The organism is Filimonas effusa (assembly GCF_004118675.1).
Taxonomy (GTDB): Bacteria; Bacteroidota; Bacteroidia; order Chitinophagales; family Chitinophagaceae; genus Filimonas; species Filimonas effusa.
The window spans coordinates 238,418-258,330 of the sequence record NZ_SDHZ01000002.1 but is presented as its reverse complement, the minus strand read 5'-3'; the positions used below and the strand labels follow the sequence as shown (position 1 = coordinate 258,330).

General features: G+C 45.3%; 16 protein-coding genes. 8 read left to right on the top strand and 8 right to left on the bottom strand.

The features are described 5' to 3' along the window. Window positions 1-40 precede the first annotated feature (40 nt). The 4 genes from ESB13_RS12435 to ESB13_RS12420 are packed head-to-tail and all read right to left on the bottom strand — an operon-like array spanning window position 41 to window position 2,866. Window positions 41-784, bottom strand: coding sequence for a hypothetical protein (locus ESB13_RS12435; protein WP_129003733.1), 744 nt, complete (start codon window positions 782-784; stop codon window positions 41-43). Window positions 785-795: 11 nt separating this feature from the next. Then, a complete protein-coding gene (locus ESB13_RS12430) occupies window positions 796-1,170 on the bottom strand; it encodes a GntR family transcriptional regulator (RefSeq protein WP_129003731.1) in 375 nt (124 codons plus the stop codon). 33 nt (window positions 1,171-1,203) lie between these two features. Beyond that, window positions 1,204-2,004: a hypothetical protein gene (locus ESB13_RS12425; RefSeq protein ID WP_129003729.1), complete on the bottom strand. Its 801-nt coding sequence runs from the start codon at window positions 2,002-2,004 to the stop codon at window positions 1,204-1,206. After that, window positions 1,997-2,866, bottom strand: a complete 870-nt coding sequence (locus ESB13_RS12420) for an ABC transporter ATP-binding protein (protein ID WP_129003727.1) — start codon at window positions 2,864-2,866, stop codon at window positions 1,997-1,999. Before ESB13_RS12420 ends, ESB13_RS12425 begins: the two co-directional genes overlap by 8 nt. Window positions 2,867-3,819: 953 nt before the next feature. Between ESB13_RS12420 and ESB13_RS12415 the strand changes: the two genes are divergently transcribed. Continuing rightward, window positions 3,820-4,218 carry a hypothetical protein gene (locus ESB13_RS12415; RefSeq protein ID WP_129003725.1) on the top strand — a complete coding sequence of 133 codons (399 nt, stop codon included), beginning with the start codon at window positions 3,820-3,822 and terminating at the stop codon, window positions 4,216-4,218. Between the two features lie 17 nt (window positions 4,219-4,235). Here the strand turns inward: ESB13_RS12415 and ESB13_RS12410 are convergent, their stop codons facing one another. Together ESB13_RS12410 and ESB13_RS12405 are read right to left on the bottom strand one after the other, a co-directional pair. Beyond that, window positions 4,236-5,381 carry a DEAD/DEAH box helicase gene (locus tag ESB13_RS12410; RefSeq protein ID WP_129003724.1) on the bottom strand — a complete coding sequence of 382 codons (1,146 nt, stop codon included), beginning with the start codon at window positions 5,379-5,381 and terminating at the stop codon, window positions 4,236-4,238. Between the two features lie 539 nt (window positions 5,382-5,920). Next, window positions 5,921-7,081, bottom strand: a complete 1,161-nt coding sequence (locus ESB13_RS12405) for a hypothetical protein (protein ID WP_129003723.1) — start codon at window positions 7,079-7,081, stop codon at window positions 5,921-5,923. Window positions 7,082-7,358: 277 nt separating this feature from the next. On the opposite strand from ESB13_RS12405, the gene ESB13_RS12400 reads away from it, so the two are divergent. From ESB13_RS12400 to ESB13_RS12370, 7 genes are all read left to right on the top strand, one after another. Continuing rightward, window positions 7,359-7,964: a hypothetical protein gene (locus tag ESB13_RS12400; RefSeq protein ID WP_129003721.1), complete on the top strand. Its 606-nt coding sequence runs from the start codon at window positions 7,359-7,361 to the stop codon at window positions 7,962-7,964. A 334-nt stretch (window positions 7,965-8,298) separates the two neighbouring features. Continuing rightward, window positions 8,299-8,676: a VOC family protein gene (locus tag ESB13_RS12395; protein WP_129003720.1), complete on the top strand. Its 378-nt coding sequence runs from the start codon at window positions 8,299-8,301 to the stop codon at window positions 8,674-8,676. Between the two features lie 101 nt (window positions 8,677-8,777). After that, window positions 8,778-9,380: an RNA polymerase sigma factor gene (locus ESB13_RS12390; protein ID WP_129003718.1), complete on the top strand. Its 603-nt coding sequence runs from the start codon at window positions 8,778-8,780 to the stop codon at window positions 9,378-9,380. A 65-nt stretch (window positions 9,381-9,445) separates the two neighbouring features. Further along, window positions 9,446-10,618: a FecR family protein gene (locus ESB13_RS12385; protein WP_129003715.1), complete on the top strand. Its 1,173-nt coding sequence runs from the start codon at window positions 9,446-9,448 to the stop codon at window positions 10,616-10,618. A gap of 96 nt (window positions 10,619-10,714) precedes the next feature. After that, window positions 10,715-14,377 (top strand): SusC/RagA family TonB-linked outer membrane protein, encoded by a 3,663-nt coding sequence (locus ESB13_RS12380; protein ID WP_129003713.1) that lies wholly within the window; start codon window positions 10,715-10,717, stop codon window positions 14,375-14,377. A 10-nt stretch (window positions 14,378-14,387) separates the two neighbouring features. After that, entirely contained in the window at window positions 14,388-15,827 is a 1,440-nt protein-coding gene (locus tag ESB13_RS12375; RefSeq protein ID WP_164974194.1) for a RagB/SusD family nutrient uptake outer membrane protein, read from the top strand. Between the two features lie 8 nt (window positions 15,828-15,835). After that, window positions 15,836-16,669, top strand: coding sequence for a peroxiredoxin family protein (locus tag ESB13_RS12370; RefSeq protein WP_129003709.1), 834 nt, complete (start codon window positions 15,836-15,838; stop codon window positions 16,667-16,669). 348 nt (window positions 16,670-17,017) lie between these two features. Here the strand turns inward: ESB13_RS12370 and ESB13_RS12365 are convergent, their stop codons facing one another. Both ESB13_RS12365 and ESB13_RS12360 read right to left on the bottom strand, forming a co-directional pair. Further along, window positions 17,018-18,127 (bottom strand): metallophosphoesterase, encoded by a 1,110-nt coding sequence (locus ESB13_RS12365; protein ID WP_129003707.1) that lies wholly within the window; start codon window positions 18,125-18,127, stop codon window positions 17,018-17,020. Window positions 18,128-18,144: 17 nt separating this feature from the next. Continuing rightward, window positions 18,145-19,911, bottom strand: coding sequence for a RagB/SusD family nutrient uptake outer membrane protein (locus ESB13_RS12360; RefSeq protein WP_220399668.1), 1,767 nt, complete (start codon window positions 19,909-19,911; stop codon window positions 18,145-18,147). Window positions 19,912-19,913 lie beyond the last annotated feature (2 nt).

Genomic DNA, 19,913 nt, shown 5'->3' with positions numbered 1-19,913 from the left:
ACCGCTTACGATCTCTTTTCATTTGAAGCCTGCCCTGTTTTTACCGCCGTGGAAGCTCCCTTAACTCCTTCCAGTTGCCTTTTACTTCAACCGAATCACCTATTCTCCCAATAACATGATGCACCGGAACAGGCAATTCAAGCTTTGTGTCGCCCCTCAGCTCAAGCGCCAGCGTGTCGGCCGGGTTCGACGGGTGTATCAGGATACTGCCCCCATTGGCATCTAATGTCAGCTTCCGCCCGCTCCGGTAATCCGGGCGATCCGCCTGCACCAGAACAGAAGTGGAGGAGCCATAAGGGGTATCGGCTTGTATCTTTACCGATAAATCAGAACTGATTTCTCCCGGGTTGGCTATTGTCAGGTGCGTCTCGGAAACGACAATGGTCTTAGCCGATTTCACGAACAACGCCATTTTTATAATGTCATAATACACCTGTGTGCCTTTTCTCGGCTTTTGTATAAAGTCCACATATAACGTGTCATTTAAACAATGCAACCGTACACTGTCTCCCATTATATTCTCACTCTTTGTGGAGTAGCCGGAAGTGTCCGATCCATATAGGGTACACGATAAGTTGCCACCCACTCCGCTAAACTTGACCACAGAAAAATCTCCCGCCGGTAACGGGCGTCGCAATTTGCGCAACGTCACCTCATCTGGTTCTATTCTCCGCGTAATACAATCCCCCTTTGCTATTTTGGCTTTTATAATGAAAGCCGATAACACCGGGAGGCCAAAAGCTAATACCACAATCCCGGCTAATATCTTATTACTTGTTTTCATTTTTATGGAGTTTAAGAGTTAACCTCTTTTTTATAGCGCTCAAATAATGGTTGAAGATCCTGCGGCGATAGATCCAGCATGCGCATGATCCTGAAAACCGGCGGAAGCTCAGTGTCTATAAATATCTTCTTCCGGTATTGCATCACCAACGCCACAGCTCCTGTTGTGATAAAATAACCTATGCCACGCTTATCCATTATGATCTCCTGCTGCTTCAGGAAATCATAAGCCCTGGCAACAGTATTCGGATTCACTTCCAGCTGCATCGCCAGCTCCCTTACACTCGGCACCTTCACCTCCGGAAGCCATTTTTGCTGCAGTATCTGCTCGCACACATAGTCCACTATCTGTAAATAAATAGCCTGACCGTTGTTATGAAATTGCATACATATTGGTTTGCTTGAAAAACATTTGTTGCCTTATACCTCTCTCTCCTTTAGCCTGAACCAGGCAACCAGCAGGAACGCTGGCGCCCATGCCGTACTTGCAACCACTGTTGCCAGTATTTTAATCCAGTCCGGGTAAGTATAAATTCGTACAAACGCTTGAGAACGTTTTACGACCTCTATACCATTCCAGTCCACTTTATAAGCGGGCATAGGAGCGGCAAGCATCTCCTGGGTCTTGGTCATAAGCGCCACAAATAGTAACATGCATATGGCGCATGCTATCACGGTCTTTATAAAACCAAAGCGCTGAAAATAAATACTGCCCATCAGGAAAAAAGATTGAAAGCCGAAAAATAGCGGAATGATGATCTCTATATCGTTCCTTGTACACAGAAACGAGACAAGCGTTTCATTCGCAGCTACCTTATCTGCCGGTAGCAACGCAATAACAAGCTCCTGCACACCCAGATAGCAGGTCATATATACAATAGGAAATACGATCATTGTGTAAAACGCCAGCGTAAGCAGCTTCTCCAGGTGGCTCGCCGGAAGCATGAACCAGTAAATACGCTTGGTTTTACCCGATATCGACAGGCACGATGCACTGGCAAATATGACGCCCGATACATACAACCCTATAATAGCCGTCTGAAAATAACTGTTCCGCTCAAAAGGCGATCTAACCGTGATCTCCGGAACAACCGCTATCCCAAAAACAATCGCAAGCAATCCTATCAAACTTACAATGCCAAGCACATACAGCCGCCCGTTCTCCCACCAGTGATTACGTATCAGCAGGCCTAGCCTTTTTAAATTCAATTGTTCAGACATGATCAGTAGTTTTAAGAGTGGGAGAGTGGGTTGGTTCGAAAAGAGCAGCTAATGCCGTATGCTTAAATATAATCGCCTTATACAATAACTCCAGGTCTATCGCCGTCTCTTCTTTAAAGGTATTGGCAAGTATCAATGCATTGCCCTTGAACGATTCCTCTGCATAAATAGCATGTTCAGTATCCGCTGCATCAAACGATATCCGGAACACCAGCTTGCCGGAAATGCTTTCAATTGTCTGGTGAAATAATATCCTGCCATCTTCCACCACAACAATTCCATCTATCAGGTTCTCCAGGTCTTTGACCTGGTGCGTACTTATTACAATACACCTGCCTGCATCCGCCACACCAGCCATTACCTTGCGGAACTGGCTTTTACTCACAATGTCAAGCCCGTTCGTAGGTTCATCCATAAGCAGCAACGGCGTATTGCAAGCCAATCCAAAACTTATCAGCGCTTTCTTGCGCTGACCGTAACTCATATCCTGTAGCTTGTTGCCCAACGGTATCTCAAAATCCCGCAGGTACTTCTTTAGTTGCTCCGCATCAAAATGTGGGTAAAAAGGCGCATTGCTCTTAACATACTGGTCGATAGTGATATTGGGAATAAAGAATTCCTCCGGTATCATAAATAGCTCTCTCAGAAAAGAAGGCTTGCGTAAACCAGGAGTATGCCCGTTTACAGTGATGGAACCGGAATCCGGGAATAATAACCCTGCTATATTCCGCAGTAAGGTCGATTTCCCCATACCATTTCCACCCAGTAACCCATAAATATGACCAGCTTCCAGCGAAAGGTTCAGCTTGTTGAAAACCTGCTTTCGCCTGTACGAAAAGTTGAGGTCTCTTATATTTATCATGAGTATTGTTTTAGTGTACTATTTATCTAGTACAGTGTAAAGCTAGGAGCTGCTTTTTATATTTCCAAATCAATTTATCCCGGAAAATATTTATTGCAGCTTCTGAACTATGCGACCTCCCGGACCAATCGGAAAGACACCATTCCAACGCGCGGATAGTGTGTTGTTGGTATTGATCCCAATGGGGTAGCCCATCGCCTCAGGTTCCGGGAGCATAAAACGCCGCTGGCTAACCAGGAATACCTGATAGAGTACACCGCTCCCTATCAGCGCTGGCCCCATATCGGCGCAGCGCCCTTCTTTTTCCAGGAAGGTGAAGCCGCGAAATTCGAAAAAGCAAAATACGGCGCGCTGAAATAGACCGGAACGGTAATAGCATCCTGGTTGGCCTCTACTATGAAAAACGGAATCAACTGGGCACAACCGCCGCTATCGCGAGATAATAAAAAAGCCCTGTATCAAAATACAGGGCTTAGGGGAAAAATAGACCCATCTAAGGCAAAACAGCCTGGTGCTACTAGGAAATTTAAAAGTGGCCTGTATAGACATACAGGCCTTACCCTTTGACCCCTTATTGGGTCAACTGCTGTTCTTTTAAAGCCACCCTGCTACGAATGGCTTCTCTAATCGGATTATTTGTTTAGGCAGCCCCGGTTTCTACAACATCAGGAATATAGCGCTGATAATATTTGAACACGTTACCTGCAAAAAGTCCTTCTTAACATGCGTAAGCAAAGCGCTGGTCATCTAATACCATTCGCTAATGCTGTCAGTCACTAGGTCAATCTGTATTACGAAAGCCTACGAAATGCCAGCATCAAGACCAAAGCCGGTAGCATCATCTGCCGCCTTTACCCTCCCGCCCTTGACCACGCTCACAGACGCAATTACTAAATTTCTGTCCCAACGCAACGATACCGGCAGATCAATGATCAAAACCCTAAACAAGTGCCATGAAATTATTATACATCATGCTGGCTGCCTTCCTGCTGCTTTCTTGCGCTAAAGAGAAAGAGCAGTATTCCACAAATTCAATAGTAGGTTCTTGGAAACTAATCGAAACCCGCAACGATCCGGGCGATGGCTCCGGCCGGTTTATAGCCGCTCAGGATGAGGCGACAATTACATTTACTCCCTCGGGTGAATATAACGATACCAGGAACAATTTATATAACCGCTACGAAATGGTTACCAACGATACTGTAAGACTATCACACAACCTGAAACCAACAGTAAAATTGCTTGCAATCCAGGAATTGACATCCGGAACGCTTACATATTTCCATGGCTGGCCCTGGTGTGGCGGTCCCAGTGGCGAAAAATTCTCCCGCCAGGGTAAACAGTCTTACTAACAACAAGCTAAGTAGTTTTAATATCCATGCAGGTTAATAGCATCGCTCTCCCTGGTCTCCACTTTTTTGCCCATCTTTTTCTGAATGATCCCAAAATGATGCTGGTCTTCAGGACAGATCAATGAAATAGCTCTTCCCGACGCATCTGCCCTTCCCGTGCGCCCGATGCGATGAATATAATCCTTTGGCGACCGCGGTAGCTCATAATTGATCACTACAGGCAGCTCCTGTATGTCAATGCCACGCGAAGCAAGATCAGAAGCTACCAACACACGTAGCTTCCCCTCCTTGAAGCGTTGCAACGTATTAATGCGCGCCGATTGACTCAAATGCCCATGCAGCGATGCCGCATGAATGCCATTCTTAATCAGTTTGCCCGTAAGATTGTCTGCCGTTCTTACAGCCGAAGTAAACACCAGCACCTGCTGCATATCCTCATTTTTGATCAGGTAACGCAAAAAGGGTCCTTTGCGGTCTGCTGTTACATGATAAGCCAGTTGTTCTATGGCATCTATATCATGCTCCTCAGCTGCAATTTCAATTTTCACCGGTTGATGCAGCAATAGCTTTTGCATATCATTGATGTCATCGGTGGTAGTTGCAGAAAAAAGAACATTCTGACGTTTGGAAGGCAGAAACGAAAAGATCTTATCCATCTCCTCTTTGAAACCCAAATGAAGCAGCTTATCCGCCTCATCCAGGACCAGTATTTCCACCTGCGATAAATGCACCGCATTTGAATGCATCAGGTCCAGCAACCTTCCGGGGGTAGCAATCAAAATATCAGTACCATGAAGCGCCATCATCTGCGGATTAATAGAAACGCCGCCATAAACAGCCATGGTTTTTATTTGCTGCGGCAGATGATGGCTAAACCGCCCAAACGAATCATTTACCTGGATAGCCAGCTCCCGGGTGGGAACCATTATTAAAACCCGTACATGACGGTCCCTTTTCTCTATCTTGTTTTTGCTGAGCAACTCCAGTATCGGCAGCAAATAACCTGCTGTTTTGCCCGATCCCGTTTTGGATATACCCAAAACATCCTTCCCCTTTAACAACGCCGGAATTGCCTGTTCCTGCACCGGATAGGGTGCCTTATACTGCTGTTCGTCGAGCGCCTTAAGTAAAAATGCAGATAAGCCAAGGGAAGTGAAAGACATACTTTTTTTGTGCAAAGCTATCATAATTCCACGTTACCCTCCCCGCAAATGCCGGCAGATATAATTGTTTCTGAATAAGTTAAGATCTGTCAGCAAGCATTGGTCTGTATACGAAGGTGCCAGCGTTATGTGCGGAGACTGAATTGAAATTGCTTTATAATGATTTGTATATCATAATGTTAAAAAGGAGTGACTGCCTGATAGGTGAGGAACTGCAACATCTCAATCGTAGAATTACTGCATAAATTACTCTTTCTTAATAGGTTATGTTTTTAGAGATTTACAGAAGGAAATGAATGTTCCGCAAAATAATATAGCTGGTTAAAAATAGGCTGTCAATAAAAGGTTGATTATGAAGCAGGTAGGTCTGGCAGGAAGGAGTGCCGGTTCGAATCCTCTTTTAAATCAGAAAGAAGGTATTTTTTTAATGAAGGCTTTGATCTTGTCATAAAAAAAGCCGGAGAGAATGTTCAGAAGAACGCCAATAATTAATTCTATAGTGCTCATAGTAGTCCAAATATAATGAATTTGGAGCGTATTTAATGAGGAAGCCCCTTTACCAGATCAGGCTCAAATGGCGAAAACATCAGTTTTGTTTTTCTTTTAGCCATCCATTTATCCAGGATAGACAAATGCTTGACAGCTATGCTGCTCATAAAATCCAGGAAATCTTTCCTTTTGAGATGATAAAGTGCCTTCCCTATTTCTATAACCCTCGTTCGCTCACCGGTCTCCAGATTGGTCTTTAAATTAACATACTTCAGATTCGCCGAATGATTCGAATCAAAGAATACAGAGCATACAACAACAATACGTTTGTCCTGTAATTGTACAATGTCCCCCTCTTGAACAGCAAAATTTTTTAAATACTCGGATTGCTGGTGATTGATAATACTTTCTTTTTCGGATAATAGGTAGTGGTCATACAAATAAGTCAGTATCCTTTCACAAACAGATGGACGGCAGATCGCCCAGTCGCCGGCATTCATTTCTTTTTTTAAGGCTTCTGTTAGTTTAAGTGTATGTATATAGGTTGCATCTATGGTTTTAACTCCCTTGATTTTAATAGGCACGTTGTAACGCAAAAGTGTTGCGTAAACAGAGTTTGAATTCAGATACGATATGCTTGTTATTTCCGCTGCAGTTATCGTAAATCTTTTTTTCTCTTTATCATATATTTTCTTAGAGTTGTTCGCCAGTTCATGCAGCTTGTTCCATTGAACGATGTCTATGTCGAAATCCGAAAGCATCGCATTGCTATACCGGTCTGTTGTATCTGTAAGGAAAAACTTTTCCGCATAATTGCTCATAGGCCAGAGATCGATTCCTTTTATCTTGATAACTACGCTTTCCGGGTCAAGATGTTTCTCCAGCTTTAATGCAGCATACGACATAAGACTCTCATAAATGTATCTGAACGCAATAATGCGCCACAGCTTCTCTTTCTCCTCAAACCTTTTCCTGTTGGTCGCTAGCGTAAACACATAGGTCGAAGCCATCTGAAACATACTATTCCGCTCATTAAAAGGTAGTTGTTCAAATTGATCATTGCCCGTAACTCTATAGATCACCTGGATATATTCATTCCCGTAAGTATTGCCATGGTCGTAAGAAATGTTAACTGTGCTTACATACTGCTTAAAACCAATGGTTTCTTCTATTTGCTGAAACAGGAATGCGGCAAGCTCTGCTGAATCCATAGTGTAAGGTTTTGATAGTTAGCTGGTTGTGTTGAACTGGGTTTTAAAAACTACTTCAGTGTACACGCAAAATAGAAATAATATATGATTTTGTAAAATGTAACAGGCTGTTTAGTTGTGTTTTGCCTCTCTCCGAATAAGTCACCGACCTTGTGCCTCTTTTAAACTAAAAACAGATATTTTTTAGAAAATTCGCTACCTTTTCGTAGATGTAGCTGGACAGGATATTTGTTCCGATGCCCAAAAAAATATCTATAGTATTCATACTCCAAATATAATGATTAGTCAGAAGGAAATAGCTAAACTGCTTAAAAAGACTAAGGCCGGGCTGGTGTCAAAAGATGATATATGCCAGGTCTTGCAAATGGATAATAAGGCTGCTGATGATGTATTAAGTTGCCTGGAAAAACAGGGACTGCTCGAAAAATCGGAGGTTAATGGATTGTGGCAACAAACAATACGGGGTAATTTGTTATCAATTAAAAAATACAATAAGTATTACCGTGTTGAAACGCTTCGCGCGCATCTTGCCGGTTTTCTTGAAAGGGTACAACTGGTGAATGCTTCAGGTGAATATCCCGACTATATCGTTTGTGTGAAAATGATAAGTGAATATCCTATAGAGAATAGAAGTAATGGAATTAAAATTGCTTATTCTCTAAGGAGGAAAGAAATGTCGTCGGAAGCATATCGCAAAGCAACTGACAAACTTTTAAGAAAGTCGGGCAGGTATCTGGGAAATATGGTGGCGGAATTGTTTTATTCTCACCAGGCTATCAGAGAATTTTTGAAATTCCGGAGTCATGCTTTAAAGCTAACTAAGTATGAACAAAACGAAATGGAGCAAATCAGTGGCTGCACGATTTTTAGCGCGCATACCTGATAGAAAGGATATGATATTCCCATTAGCCTGGTTGGTAAATTTCATAGCTCCTCCCTGTGCATACAATGACCAGCTTTTTCCGGAAAGATCACGATCTCTGAAGCTGAAACCAGCAGTAGTGCCTTCCGAAAAGTATTGCGCCGCATAAATATCCTTTGTCGTCGTATTCCCGTTTTCTGTAACTGTCTGCAATGTTCCCACAGTGGTCTGGCAAAACAAATTGTTCAGATAAATAAAGGTAAACGCCAGCAGACTGATTGTTTTTTTTCATGGTTTAAGAGTTTGGGTTTAAAATTCAAGGGCAATGTATCTTAATTTGCAATAAAGTCTGACTATGATCTTAAGAGTGGCAAGACATACGATGTCATTACAACCAATAATTACCTTTTACACAAATCTGCTGGGACTTGAAATAATCGGCGACTTTAAAAATCATCAAAACTATGATGGCGTTTTTCTGGGACTAAAAGATGCCGGCTGGCATCTGGAATTTACCGTGTCCAACGAACCTCCGGTTCATACAGTTGACGAAGATGACCTGCTCGTATTTTACGCAGATAATTACGAAGCCTATCTCGATTTGCTCAAACGGGCAGCAGAATTGCAGATACCCGGGGTTAAGCCTAAAAACCCCTACTGGTTAGCCAATGGCACCACCCTGTTAGACCCGGATGGCTATAGAATAGTAATAACATATAAAAAACATGGCTAAGCGCCCCAATAACCTAAAGCAGGGCTTGCTTAAACCCTGGCCATGCATCAGTGAATTGAAGTCGCTCAAATTTTGTTTCTTTGCTGTTAATAGCATTCATTTTGACAGCCGACCCTCCAGATAAAGACGCACTACTGCTTGTACGGATCTCAGCCGGGGATATGGAGGCTTTTACCGCTTTGTACCGCTACTATCAGCCCAGGCTTCAGCAACGGCTGTTGCCTTTCTGCCCGGGTGCAGATATTGAAAATATTATCCAGGAAGCTTTTATTAAAATCTGGATTAAGAGAGAGCTGCTGCCTCATATCAACTCGTTTGAGGGCTTTTTGATAAAAATAGCAAGAAACCTCGTTGTGGATATGAAACGAAAGGCGACAGCTTCCCTCAGAAGAGAGAATAAAATGGCTTCCGGTACGCTGACAGCAACGGACCATCAGCCGCTGGAATACAAAGAAATGTACGCTGCTGCCATGAAGGCAATCGATCGCCTTCCTCACCGGCAACGGCTGATTTACACATTAAGGGTCATAGATGATTATTCCCTCAGTGAAATCGTTGCTATTACAGGGCTCTCTAAAGCCGTAGTAGTAAAACAGCTGTATATAGCATCTAAAGTAGTAAGGAAAGACGTAAAGCAGATGCCGCTGTTTACGCTATTGTTGCTGGCAGGTGGCAAATATTTGCTCTTGCGTTCCGCTGTCTGAAAAAAAATCCGTGAAAACGTCCACACTTTTCTTTTGGCTACGGCTGGTAGATATAAGCTGCAGATATGCAATACCACTCGCTTTTACAGAAAATGGCCGATCATACTATTTCCGAAACGGAAAAAGAGGAATTGTATGCCTGGCTTCAGGAACTTTCTGAAGAAGAGTACATCCATGTATTTGACGATTACCAGCAATTGATTACGATGGACGTATTACCCTCATTCCAGCCGGAATGGCTCGATCGGCTCCAATTGCGGATTTACCGCGAAGAGCGGGAGATGCAACTGCTCCGGCGAAAAGCACGTATCCGTTCGCTGGTGGTGCGTTTGTCTGCGGCCGCCCTCTTGGTACTGGTTGCCACCTGCTGGTGGTTCTACAATACCCGTCTGCAATCTGGCGGGGAACTCTCCTCCACAGAGCTGATCCTCCCTGGCGGCAATGGAGCTGTTCTTACTTTGTCGGATGGACGGCGTATTGTGCTCGACAGCCTGGGTAACGGGCATATAGCAGCAGAACGTGGTGCACAGATTATCCTGGAGAACAATATGCTGCAATATAAGGGCGATGCAAACGCAGCCGGCACTGCTGCTTTTAATACGGTTAGCACGCCTAATGGCAGGCAGTTTCAGCTGATGTTGTCTGATGGTACCAGGGTATGGTTGAATGCTGCCAGCACCATCCGGTACCCCACCACTTTCGATGGTACAGAAAGACGTATTCAGATTTCAGGCGAGGCGTATCTCGAAGTGGCGCAATTGAAAAACAAACCTTTCTTTGTAGAATCAGACAATAGGGCCGAAATAGCTGTACTGGGTACCAGTTTCAATATACAGGCATATACTGGCGACAATGCATTCGCTGTTACGTTGCTGGATGGTAAAGTGGCCCTAAGGGGAAAACCGCCATATGCTGATAAAAAAGTCTTGCTTCAGCCCGGTCAGAAGGCAATGTTGGTGCAGGGCAAGCTCATGGTAAAACCAGCAGATACGGAACAGGCGGTAGCCTGGAAAAATGGACTGTTTAATTTCGAAAATGCCGACGTAAAAGAAGCGATGATGCAACTGGCACGCTGGTATAATGTAGAGGTAGAATATCCCAAAGGTATTCCGGATGTACATTTCATGGGTTATATGAGAAAAGACCTTCCGCTGCAGGAAGTACTGAAAGGATTACAGGATGCAGACTTACATGTAACAATAGAAAATGGGCGCAGGCTGGTTGTATTGCCCCGGTAACAGAAACCGGAAGTGATTTCGGCACTTCCGGCAGAAGTTGGTTAACCTGGAAAATTGCCTTAGTCAACAAAATTCAAGAACCAAACACTGCAATTTATGCAAAAAACTGCTATGCGCAGTTGTAAGGCTATTCCTATACCTATCAGGATACGCTTTCAGCTGCCCGCTTTAATCCCGCTGATGATGAGATTGATGACTTTATTTTTATTTACGATCTGCCTCCAGGTATCGGCACGCACTTTTTCGCAAAAGATCACCCTGTCAGGCAACAACCTTTCGTTGAAAACCGTATTCGACAGTATCAGGAAACAGTCGGGATACGTAGTATTTGGCAACCGCAACTTGCTGGAGGCTACGCATCCGGTGTCGGTATCCGTAAAGGATATGGCCGTAGAAGCTTTCCTGGATCTTATCACCAAGGATCAGCCTTTGCAATACCGTATTTCAGGAAAAACCATCCTGCTGTCCCGTAAAGCCTTGCCCTCGCATAGCCTGGCGGTATTTGTCGATGATGCCATGCCTACCAGTGACCTTACCGGGAAAATAACCGACGATAAAGGCGTTGCTATATCGGGCCTGTCCGTTACTGTGAAAGGAACCGGCCTTAGAACGGTTACCGCTGATGATGGCAGCTTTGAGCTAAAACATCTTCCTGTAAATGCAATTGTCGTCGTAGCAGGCGTGAACATTTACACACTGGAAATAGCGGTGAATGGCCGGCAGTACCTGGCAATAACGGCAGCTATCAAAGAGAATAAACTACAGGTCGTGGAAATCGTAAGTACCGGCTACCAGGTGCTTCCCCGTGAAAGAAGTACCGGTTCATTTGCTAAACCCGACATGAATCTGGTGCTCAATCGCTCTACCAGTATGAACATCTTGCAACGTCTGGATGGCCTCGTCCCTGGCCTGGTCATCAATAACTCGCCTGCCGCTGCTGCCAATCCTGTACTCGTGAGAGGACTTACTTCACTCAACGGCAGCAGAACGCCACTTTTCGTAGTGGATGGCGTACCGCTGGAAGATATTTCGTCCGTTAATCCCCAGGATGTGGCAGATATAACGGTATTGAAAGATGCGGCAGCGGCTTCTATATGGGGTTCCCGCGCATCCAACGGCGTTATTGTCATACAAACCAAACGTGGTAATACCGACGAAAAGCTGAGTGTCGAATATGATGGCTTCTACAGCTTTCAGGGACGCGGTGATCTGAACTATATGCCGGTGCTCAACAGCAGACAGTTCATCCAGGGAGCGCGCGACATATTCGACCCTGTTATCAATCCCTGGGCAACGGTGTCGTCATTCACAGGTATTTATACCGCTTCCAGGGGAGTGCCACCGCATGAGCAGATTTTATACAACAGGGCAAGGGGACTGATCTCTGCTCAGCAGGCGGATGCCAGCCTCGACAGCCTGGCGGCTATCGATAACAGGCAGCAGATCCGCGATAGATGGTACCGCCCCGCCTCTTTAATGAATCACTCCATTTCTGTTAGAGGCGGTAGTAAAACATATGGCTTTTATGGTTCAGCGGCCTATACCAGTACAGTAAGTAACCAGCCGGGAGAAAGTAATAATACGTTTAAAATAAATGTACGACAGGATATTAAGCTGGGGAAAACCGCTGCTGTCTTCCTGGTAACTGATCTTACCAATCAGTTGCGTACTGCCAAAAGAAACCTCGCCGTTAATAATCGCTTTTATCCGTACCAGCTGTTTAACGACCAGTCAGGGCAAAGTATAGACATGCCTTATATGCAATACCTTTCCGACAGTACCCGCATGGCCTATACCGGTAAGAGTGGCATAGATCTTAATTATAATCCGGTCAATGAATTCAATTACGGGTATACCCGGTCCGATGCTTTGCTGGCAAGAATTACCGGTGGTATTCAACTGGCACTGGCGAAAGGACTGAAGTTTGAAGGTACTTACGGGTTGTGGAAAGGAGCTGCTACCCGCACTTCTTATGATGATGCCAAAGCATATAGTGTCAGGGCCGAAGTGGCACAGTACACGGTTCCTGCCGCCACTACCGGCGGAACGCCTACCTGGTATCTGCCCACAAAAGGTGGCAGGTATGCTGTAACAGATTCGTCTACGCGCAACTGGACGGTGAGAAATCAATTGACGTATAATAATTCATGGAATAACCAGCGGCATCAGCTTTCCTTACTTGCCGGTCAGGAAGCGCAGGAACTGCTGCTTACTACCCGCTCTTCACAGGTATGGGGGTATAACGAACTCCTGAAAACTTACCAGAATATCAACTATGCAAAGCTGGCAGACACAGGCATCGTAAATCCGGTAATGCTGAATAATACCGGTAAGAGCCTGATGACAAATGCGGTTCCGTTCCGGGATACAGAAAGAAGAACGCGTTTTACTTCCTATTATGCCAATGCTGCTTATACTTTTCTCCGCAAATACACCTTCAACGCCAGTTGGCGTATCGATGAGTCCAACCTTTTTGGTAAAGACAAATCCGCACAAAACAGGCCAATATGGAGTGTCGGTGGCAAATGGCTGATCAGTGGCGAAAGTTTTATGAGGTCCGTCAGTTGGATTGATAGGCTTGCATTACGCACTACATATGGTATCACCGGCAATAGTCCCAACCCCGGCAGTGCAGCATCATACGATATCCTGACTCCAAATAATCAGATAAATGGAGTGGAAGGAACTGGCCTGCTCATAGCTACTCCCGCCAACAGGGCACTCACATGGGAACGTACCAGCACTGTCAACATGGGTATCGACTTTTCTGTACTGGATAGCCGGATCAACGCCAGCATAGACCTTTACCATAAAAAAACAGAAAATCTTATCGGCAGGGTCAACACGAATGTCTTCTCCGGTTATGCACAAATCACCGGTAACCTTGGCGATATGATCAACAAGGGCGCAGAGCTTTCTCTCAATACGCGTAATGTAATAAACACGAACCTGGAATGGAGTACGTTGTTCACCCTCTCTTATAACAGCAACAAGATCACCCGTCTTAACCTGGCTACACCCATCACTACAGCCGCAGGTAAAATAGATGCCAGTTACCTGGAAGGTTACGCAGCCTACGCATTGTTTGCATACCGTTATGGAGGGCTTGATAAAGATGGAAATCCCCTGGTGCAATTGAACGACAATACTGTTGCGAAAGCTAAAAATGCCGCCGGTATCAATGATGTGCTGTATATGGGAACCGTACAGCCTGTCTGGAACGGGGGACTGAGTAATACCCTGCGCTTCAAAAATTTTACACTGGATATAAATCTGGTATACAGTTTTGGACATAAAATGCGGCGCGACGTCAATAGCCTGTATACAGGCCGCGGCCTCGTACACACTGCCGGCAGCTTTACCAGCGGTAACGTAAATGCAGAGTTTGCCAACAGGTGGAAACAGTCAGGTGATGAGGCTTTCACCAATATTCCTGCGTGGGTGCCTACCGCTGCATTGGCGGCACAACGTGATGTCGCCTATTACACCGCAGGAAATGTAAATGTGCTCAATGCTGCCTACATTAAAATGCGCGACATCACGCTTGCCTGGAGTTTGCCTGCTGGCATCTTGCAAAGGGTCAAAGCCAAAGCAATCAGCTTCCGCGTGCAGGTGAATAACGTGATGTTATGGAAAGCCAACCATTACGGCATTGATCCTGAGTTTCATAATGGTATCGGTAATATTACCGAAGGTGGTGTACGCGCAATACCTTTTAACCAGAATAGCCTCACCATTGGTGCTCATGTATCTATTTAAAACAAAAAGTATGAAAGTTTCTTCAACATATTTGTATATAGTCTCCGCATGTATAATAGTGTTGGCTGCCTCTTGCAAAAAGAGCTTCCTCGAAGTAGAGCCCAAAGGCTTCGTAATTGCCGGTACCGCCGATGATTATGGACGGCTGCTTACCAATGCCAGCCTGCTTAATATAAGTGCAAATCCGCAGGTGATATTGGGCGATGATATCATTGCCATAAAGTCTTATTTCGATGCAGCTACTACACGCGAGCAACGCTTGTTCCGCTGGGAGGATGAAGTCTATGAAGCCGAAGAAAATGCGCCGGAGTTAGATGGTCTTATGACCAATATCTATCTCTATAATAAGATCATCAACGAAGTGATGAATGCAGAGGGGCCCGAAGCGCAAAAGAAAAGCCTGCGGGCCGAAGCGCTTACAGGACGAGCCTGGACCTTATTCCTGCTTATCAATTTCTATGGCAAGCCATACAATCCGGCAACTGCCACGCACGACGCCGGTTTCCCCCTGGTAAACACTGCCGATGTTTCATTAACCAGCTTTTCACGCGCATCAGTACAGGAAGTGTATGATCAGATCCTGGGTGACCTCGAAACAGCCATCAACGATTTGCCTGCAAAGCTCTCTGTCCGGCTACGCATGTCCCGCCCGCTTGGAAAAGCGCTGCTGGGAAAGGTGTACCTGTTTATGCAGCAACCAGAAAAAGCGCTGCCATTGCTCAATAGCGCCTTCGACGATCTGGCGCAATCGGCTATCTCGGTAAAGCTGTATAATTATAATCAAACCTTCGCTACAGGAGGCGCATTCCTTCCTATTGCAACTTTAGGAGGACCCGCCATCCCTACACATGCAGTGAATGAAGAAAATATCTTCAGCAGGCAGTTCTCCAATACCTACGGCTATTTCGTAAACACATTTGTGATGTCACCAGCAGTCTCCAAATTGTTTAAGCCCGGTGATCTGCGTTTGAAGTTCTATTCCACTAAAGCTTACCCATCAGGCAACCTCCCCGCCGGAGCCTATCGCAGGATAGGGCCGTTGCTCACGCAGGTAGGATTTGTATTGCCTGACCTGTACCTGCTTCGGGCAGAGTGTTTTGCCCGTAATGGAGAACTAAGTAAAGCAACAGATGACCTGCTCACGCTGCGTAAAAACAGGATGCCGGCTACAGAAGCAGCTATTCCGGCAGATACCAGCGCAGATAAGATAAAACTATTATCGTTTATTATGGAAGAAAGACAGCGTGAGTTCGCTGTGCAGGGCTACCGCTGGTTCGATATGAGAAGGCTTTCGGTAGACCCGCTGCTGGCAAATACGCAGTCTGCGCATCAGCTGATGACGGCCGACGGAATTGTGTCTGCGTCGTATTCTTTGAAACCAGAACGCTTGGTATTACGCTTTCCCCGTAAGGTAATGGCGCAAAATCCCGGAATGAATAATAATCCTTAAAACAAAATATGATGCAAAAGAAAAGATCTGTGTTGATAATGGTATTGTTGATCCTGCTAAGCAAATCTATGCTGGCGCAACAATCGCCGGAAGAGAACATGCAGGCAGCGCTCAGGCCTTTACAACAAGCGTTGCAACCGCTAAATGATCAGGCCAAAGCTTATTACCTCTTGAAGGATACTGTGTCACTTAATAAGCTGACTCCCGCCATGACAGTACTATACAAAAAGATCGATAGCATCGAAACCAGTTTTGTACAACAATACCCCTATGCAGAAGCAAGCCTTGCTATCGCTGTAAAACGTGGAAGAAGTTCACAGGGACTCCTTGCCGAACCGTTATTTCTGGGCCTCAGCGAACGACTGCGTAATTCAGAGAAAGGACTGCAGCTACAGGCCCGGTTTGATGCCTTGCGGAAAACAAGAATAGGTGAAAAAGCCATCCCTTTTACTTTACCTGATGAAAAAGGAAACAGGGTGTCACTCGATCAATGCAGGGGCAAATATGTATTGGTCGATTTCTGGGCTAGTTGGTGTAAACCCTGCAGGGCCGAAAATCCCGTATTACTTGCTGCTTACAAGAACTATCATCAGAAAAATTTTGAAATAATCTCTATCTCCCTCGATCTCAGGAAAGAAGACTGGTTGCGTGCTGTAAAGGAAGATGCTATGCCATGGATACAGCTGTCTGATGGGAAAGGTCCTAATTCTAACGCAGCCTTGTTATATGGCGTTACCAGTATCCCCCGCAACTTTCTTATAGATCCTGCCGGAGTTATTGTCGCTACCGATCTGCGGGGCGAGGCGCTGGATGTAAAACTCTCTGCACTGTTGCAGAAATAATTGAAGCATATGCAGAGCAAAATCATGTTGCAACTTCAGTCAAACCACCAAACCAAAGTCTGGTAGGCCAGGTAAATTGTGGGGCTGACCAAAAATAACATGGTCAGCCCCATTTGCCGTCGCAAAGGTTAATGGGAGCCGTCTTAAGCCGGCAACATATACTACCCATATGCGATAGCTATACCATAAGTATACCATAAGTATACCATGATCGCACTTGTATCGCACTTGTATCGCACTTGCATCGCACTTGATCCGGACCTGGAACCACCCAAAGCAGCACTTTTTCCCCCGAAAGCGTTTTTTATATTCCTGCCACAAAAGTCATCTTTGGGGTCAATTCCAAGGTTACTCAAACGAAATAACATACTCGTTCCTGCTGTCTTTTTTCCAGGCAAACTGCTGGGTAGTTGGCGATACCCCAAATAAAGGCGAAAACGTTTTAACCTTTACCGTCTTGCCGTCAGGAAAAAATTCAAGTATCCGCAACCAGCCGTCACCACCGTTTCCATCTCTGTGTCCTCCTCCCAACGACTGGGCATCGAATAAGATCTGGTGAACATTCTTGCCGGCACTGTTTTTATCCTTCCGGTATCCTTCTCCGGAAATATGGCCGCATAATACCATTTCAATGTTGGACGAAGGTTGTACAACTTTCTCCCATACCTGCTGCCCGTTATTGGCTCCCGGTAATATTACCTTGGGCGATTTCTGGATAACATTATCTATGTTGTAAGGCTGCCAGTACAACCAGTTTACTTCACGGGTAGTACGCTGGTCTTTCTCATTCAGGTATTCATGCGTAGATAATATAACCCTGTGATTTTTATACTGGGGTAAGGCTGCTATGTTTTTTGCCCAGGCAAGAACGGTATCCCTGGGTCCAAACTCAACAGTAACGAACAGGTAGTCCTTCCCATTTAATCCTTTCAATTCGTAAGCCGAATTCTCCAGCGTAGGCTGCCCCTGCTCATTACGCGTATTCTGAACCAGGTATTTCTGGTTCAGGTGATTTTTCTCTGTAGTGAAAAAATGGCTGTACGAAGATGTGCGGTTGCCCTGCGGGTCAATACTATAATCATGATTACCCGTTGCAGCAATATAAGGCACCTTCCCGTCCAGTTTCCCGAAAGCCCGGGACACACATTCCCACTGGCTTTTAGAGGTCTGGTCGCCGTCATAATCATTGGTTATTTTGCCGTCATTCTCTACCAGGTCACCCACACCCATCACCATCTTGATATTCAGTGTGTCGATATTGTCAGCGATCCATGCCATCATAAGGTCCACCAGCGGCTGGTTCCTTTGCCACTTGACATAGTTCTGCAGATCAGGCACCATGATCAGCGACCACGAACCTTTTTGCTCCAGCGCAGGCTTTTGATACTTCTGCTGGGAGAACGAGGCAGATGTTGCCAGTAAGAAAATGAACAGGCAACCTAAAAATCTCTTTTTCATGATAATGATTTTTGAAATTAATAGCCGTGATTCTGTTTTAATAGCTTGTTGGCATCCATTTCAGATTTAGGAATAGGCCACAAACCATCTTTGTTATCATCATAGATCACTTCCTGTGAAGTAAAATATTTGATGGCTTCCGCACGGTTGTAAATAGGAGTATAGCTGTCATCAAAACCGGTTAAAACAGCCTTTGTCCATGCCTTGGCATCCCGGTTCAGATAAATATAACCGTTCATTACTTTATTGGCAATTCCCCAGCGGCGTAGATCATACCACCGGAGTCCGTCATTAGCCAGTTCCACCTTACGCTCGTAACGTAAGGCTGTACGCAGTTGCGACTGCGTTAATCCGCTTGGCAGGTCGGGCATCAGCGCACGGCGGCGAACACGGTTGATAGCTTCATACACCGAGTTGTCCAGTTCATTCGCCTCTATCTTGGCCTCTGCATAAATAAGCAACAACTCCGCGAACCGGAAAATACCCACATTCAGATCCGATACGCCACTTACCGATGTGGTCGCAAAATCAGCAAGATCTATAGGTTTGCGCCACAGGTAACCACTGAACGATCTGTAGGCATTCGTAGCATCTGTATTGGTAACATTGGAAGGAGTAGTTGCCTGGCCATTGATAACAGGCCAGTAATTTTTTACTGTTGAAAAACTGGTGGCAGGCTCAAACTGGTAGCCCGCATAACGTGCATGCGGACGGGCGCAATACATGTCTAATCTCGGGTCACGGTTTTCAAAAGGCTTTGCAGCATCATACAGGGGCGATGTTGTAATCGGTAACCCGTCCTTGCACTGAAAAGTATTGATTAAATCCTGCGTAGGCCCCCAGTAACAAACGCCTTTACCTAAGCGTGAAGCGGAATAGTATTGCTGGTTGTGGGTGTTCCCCGGAATAGCCTGGTTATACTCTGCAACCCATATCCATTCTTTACTGGTTTTGAAACCGGTGTGGCCGAAAATATTGGATAGCTCTGGTTCGCCCGCAGTATGGTCTTTACCGGCAAAATTAATGCTGCTGTTAAAGGCCGTCAGATCATGTATGCCCGATGAAAGTGTAATAGCCTGGTTCGCCGCCGCAGCAGCATCGGTATATTTTTTCGCATACAAGGCAACTCTTGCCTTCAACATATAAGCCGCTACTCTCGATGCTCTTACATTTCCGAAGCCCGCCTGGGAAACGGGCAGGTTCTCTGCAATGGCGCTTAATTCATCCAGCAGAAACTGCTCTGTTTCTGCCTTCGGCGTCTGAGGTACGCTGGCACTGCTAAGATCAACCGAATGCTTTAACAATGGAACAGCACCATATAATTCTATGAGTTGTGAATAACAATACGCACGTATAAAACGGAGCTCGGCATCCAGTTGTTTATAAGCTTCCTCTGTCATGAAGCTTTTAATACGATCCAGGTTGTCCAGTACAGTATGACAACGGGCTATCGTTTGATAATGAATTTGCCAGGGCTTATTGGCTAAAGTATTGTCGGTTGCAACAGCACTTGTGATAGGGGAGGTGTAGTTCGTGCCGGGCCTTGCATAACCTATATCCGTGATATTATCCATCACATGCCAGATAGGTGTACTGGCCGCATCAAGCTTACTGATATTCTGATAAGCGCCATACAGTCCCATCTGGGCCTCATTGGCATTGGCAGGAAAAGTACCTGTAGACGGACCGTTGAGCGATTCAAGATCAGTACTGCAGGAGTATAAGGTAGTGATGGAGCACAATGCTACCACCGCCATTCTGGTTACTTTATAAAAACAGTTCATTG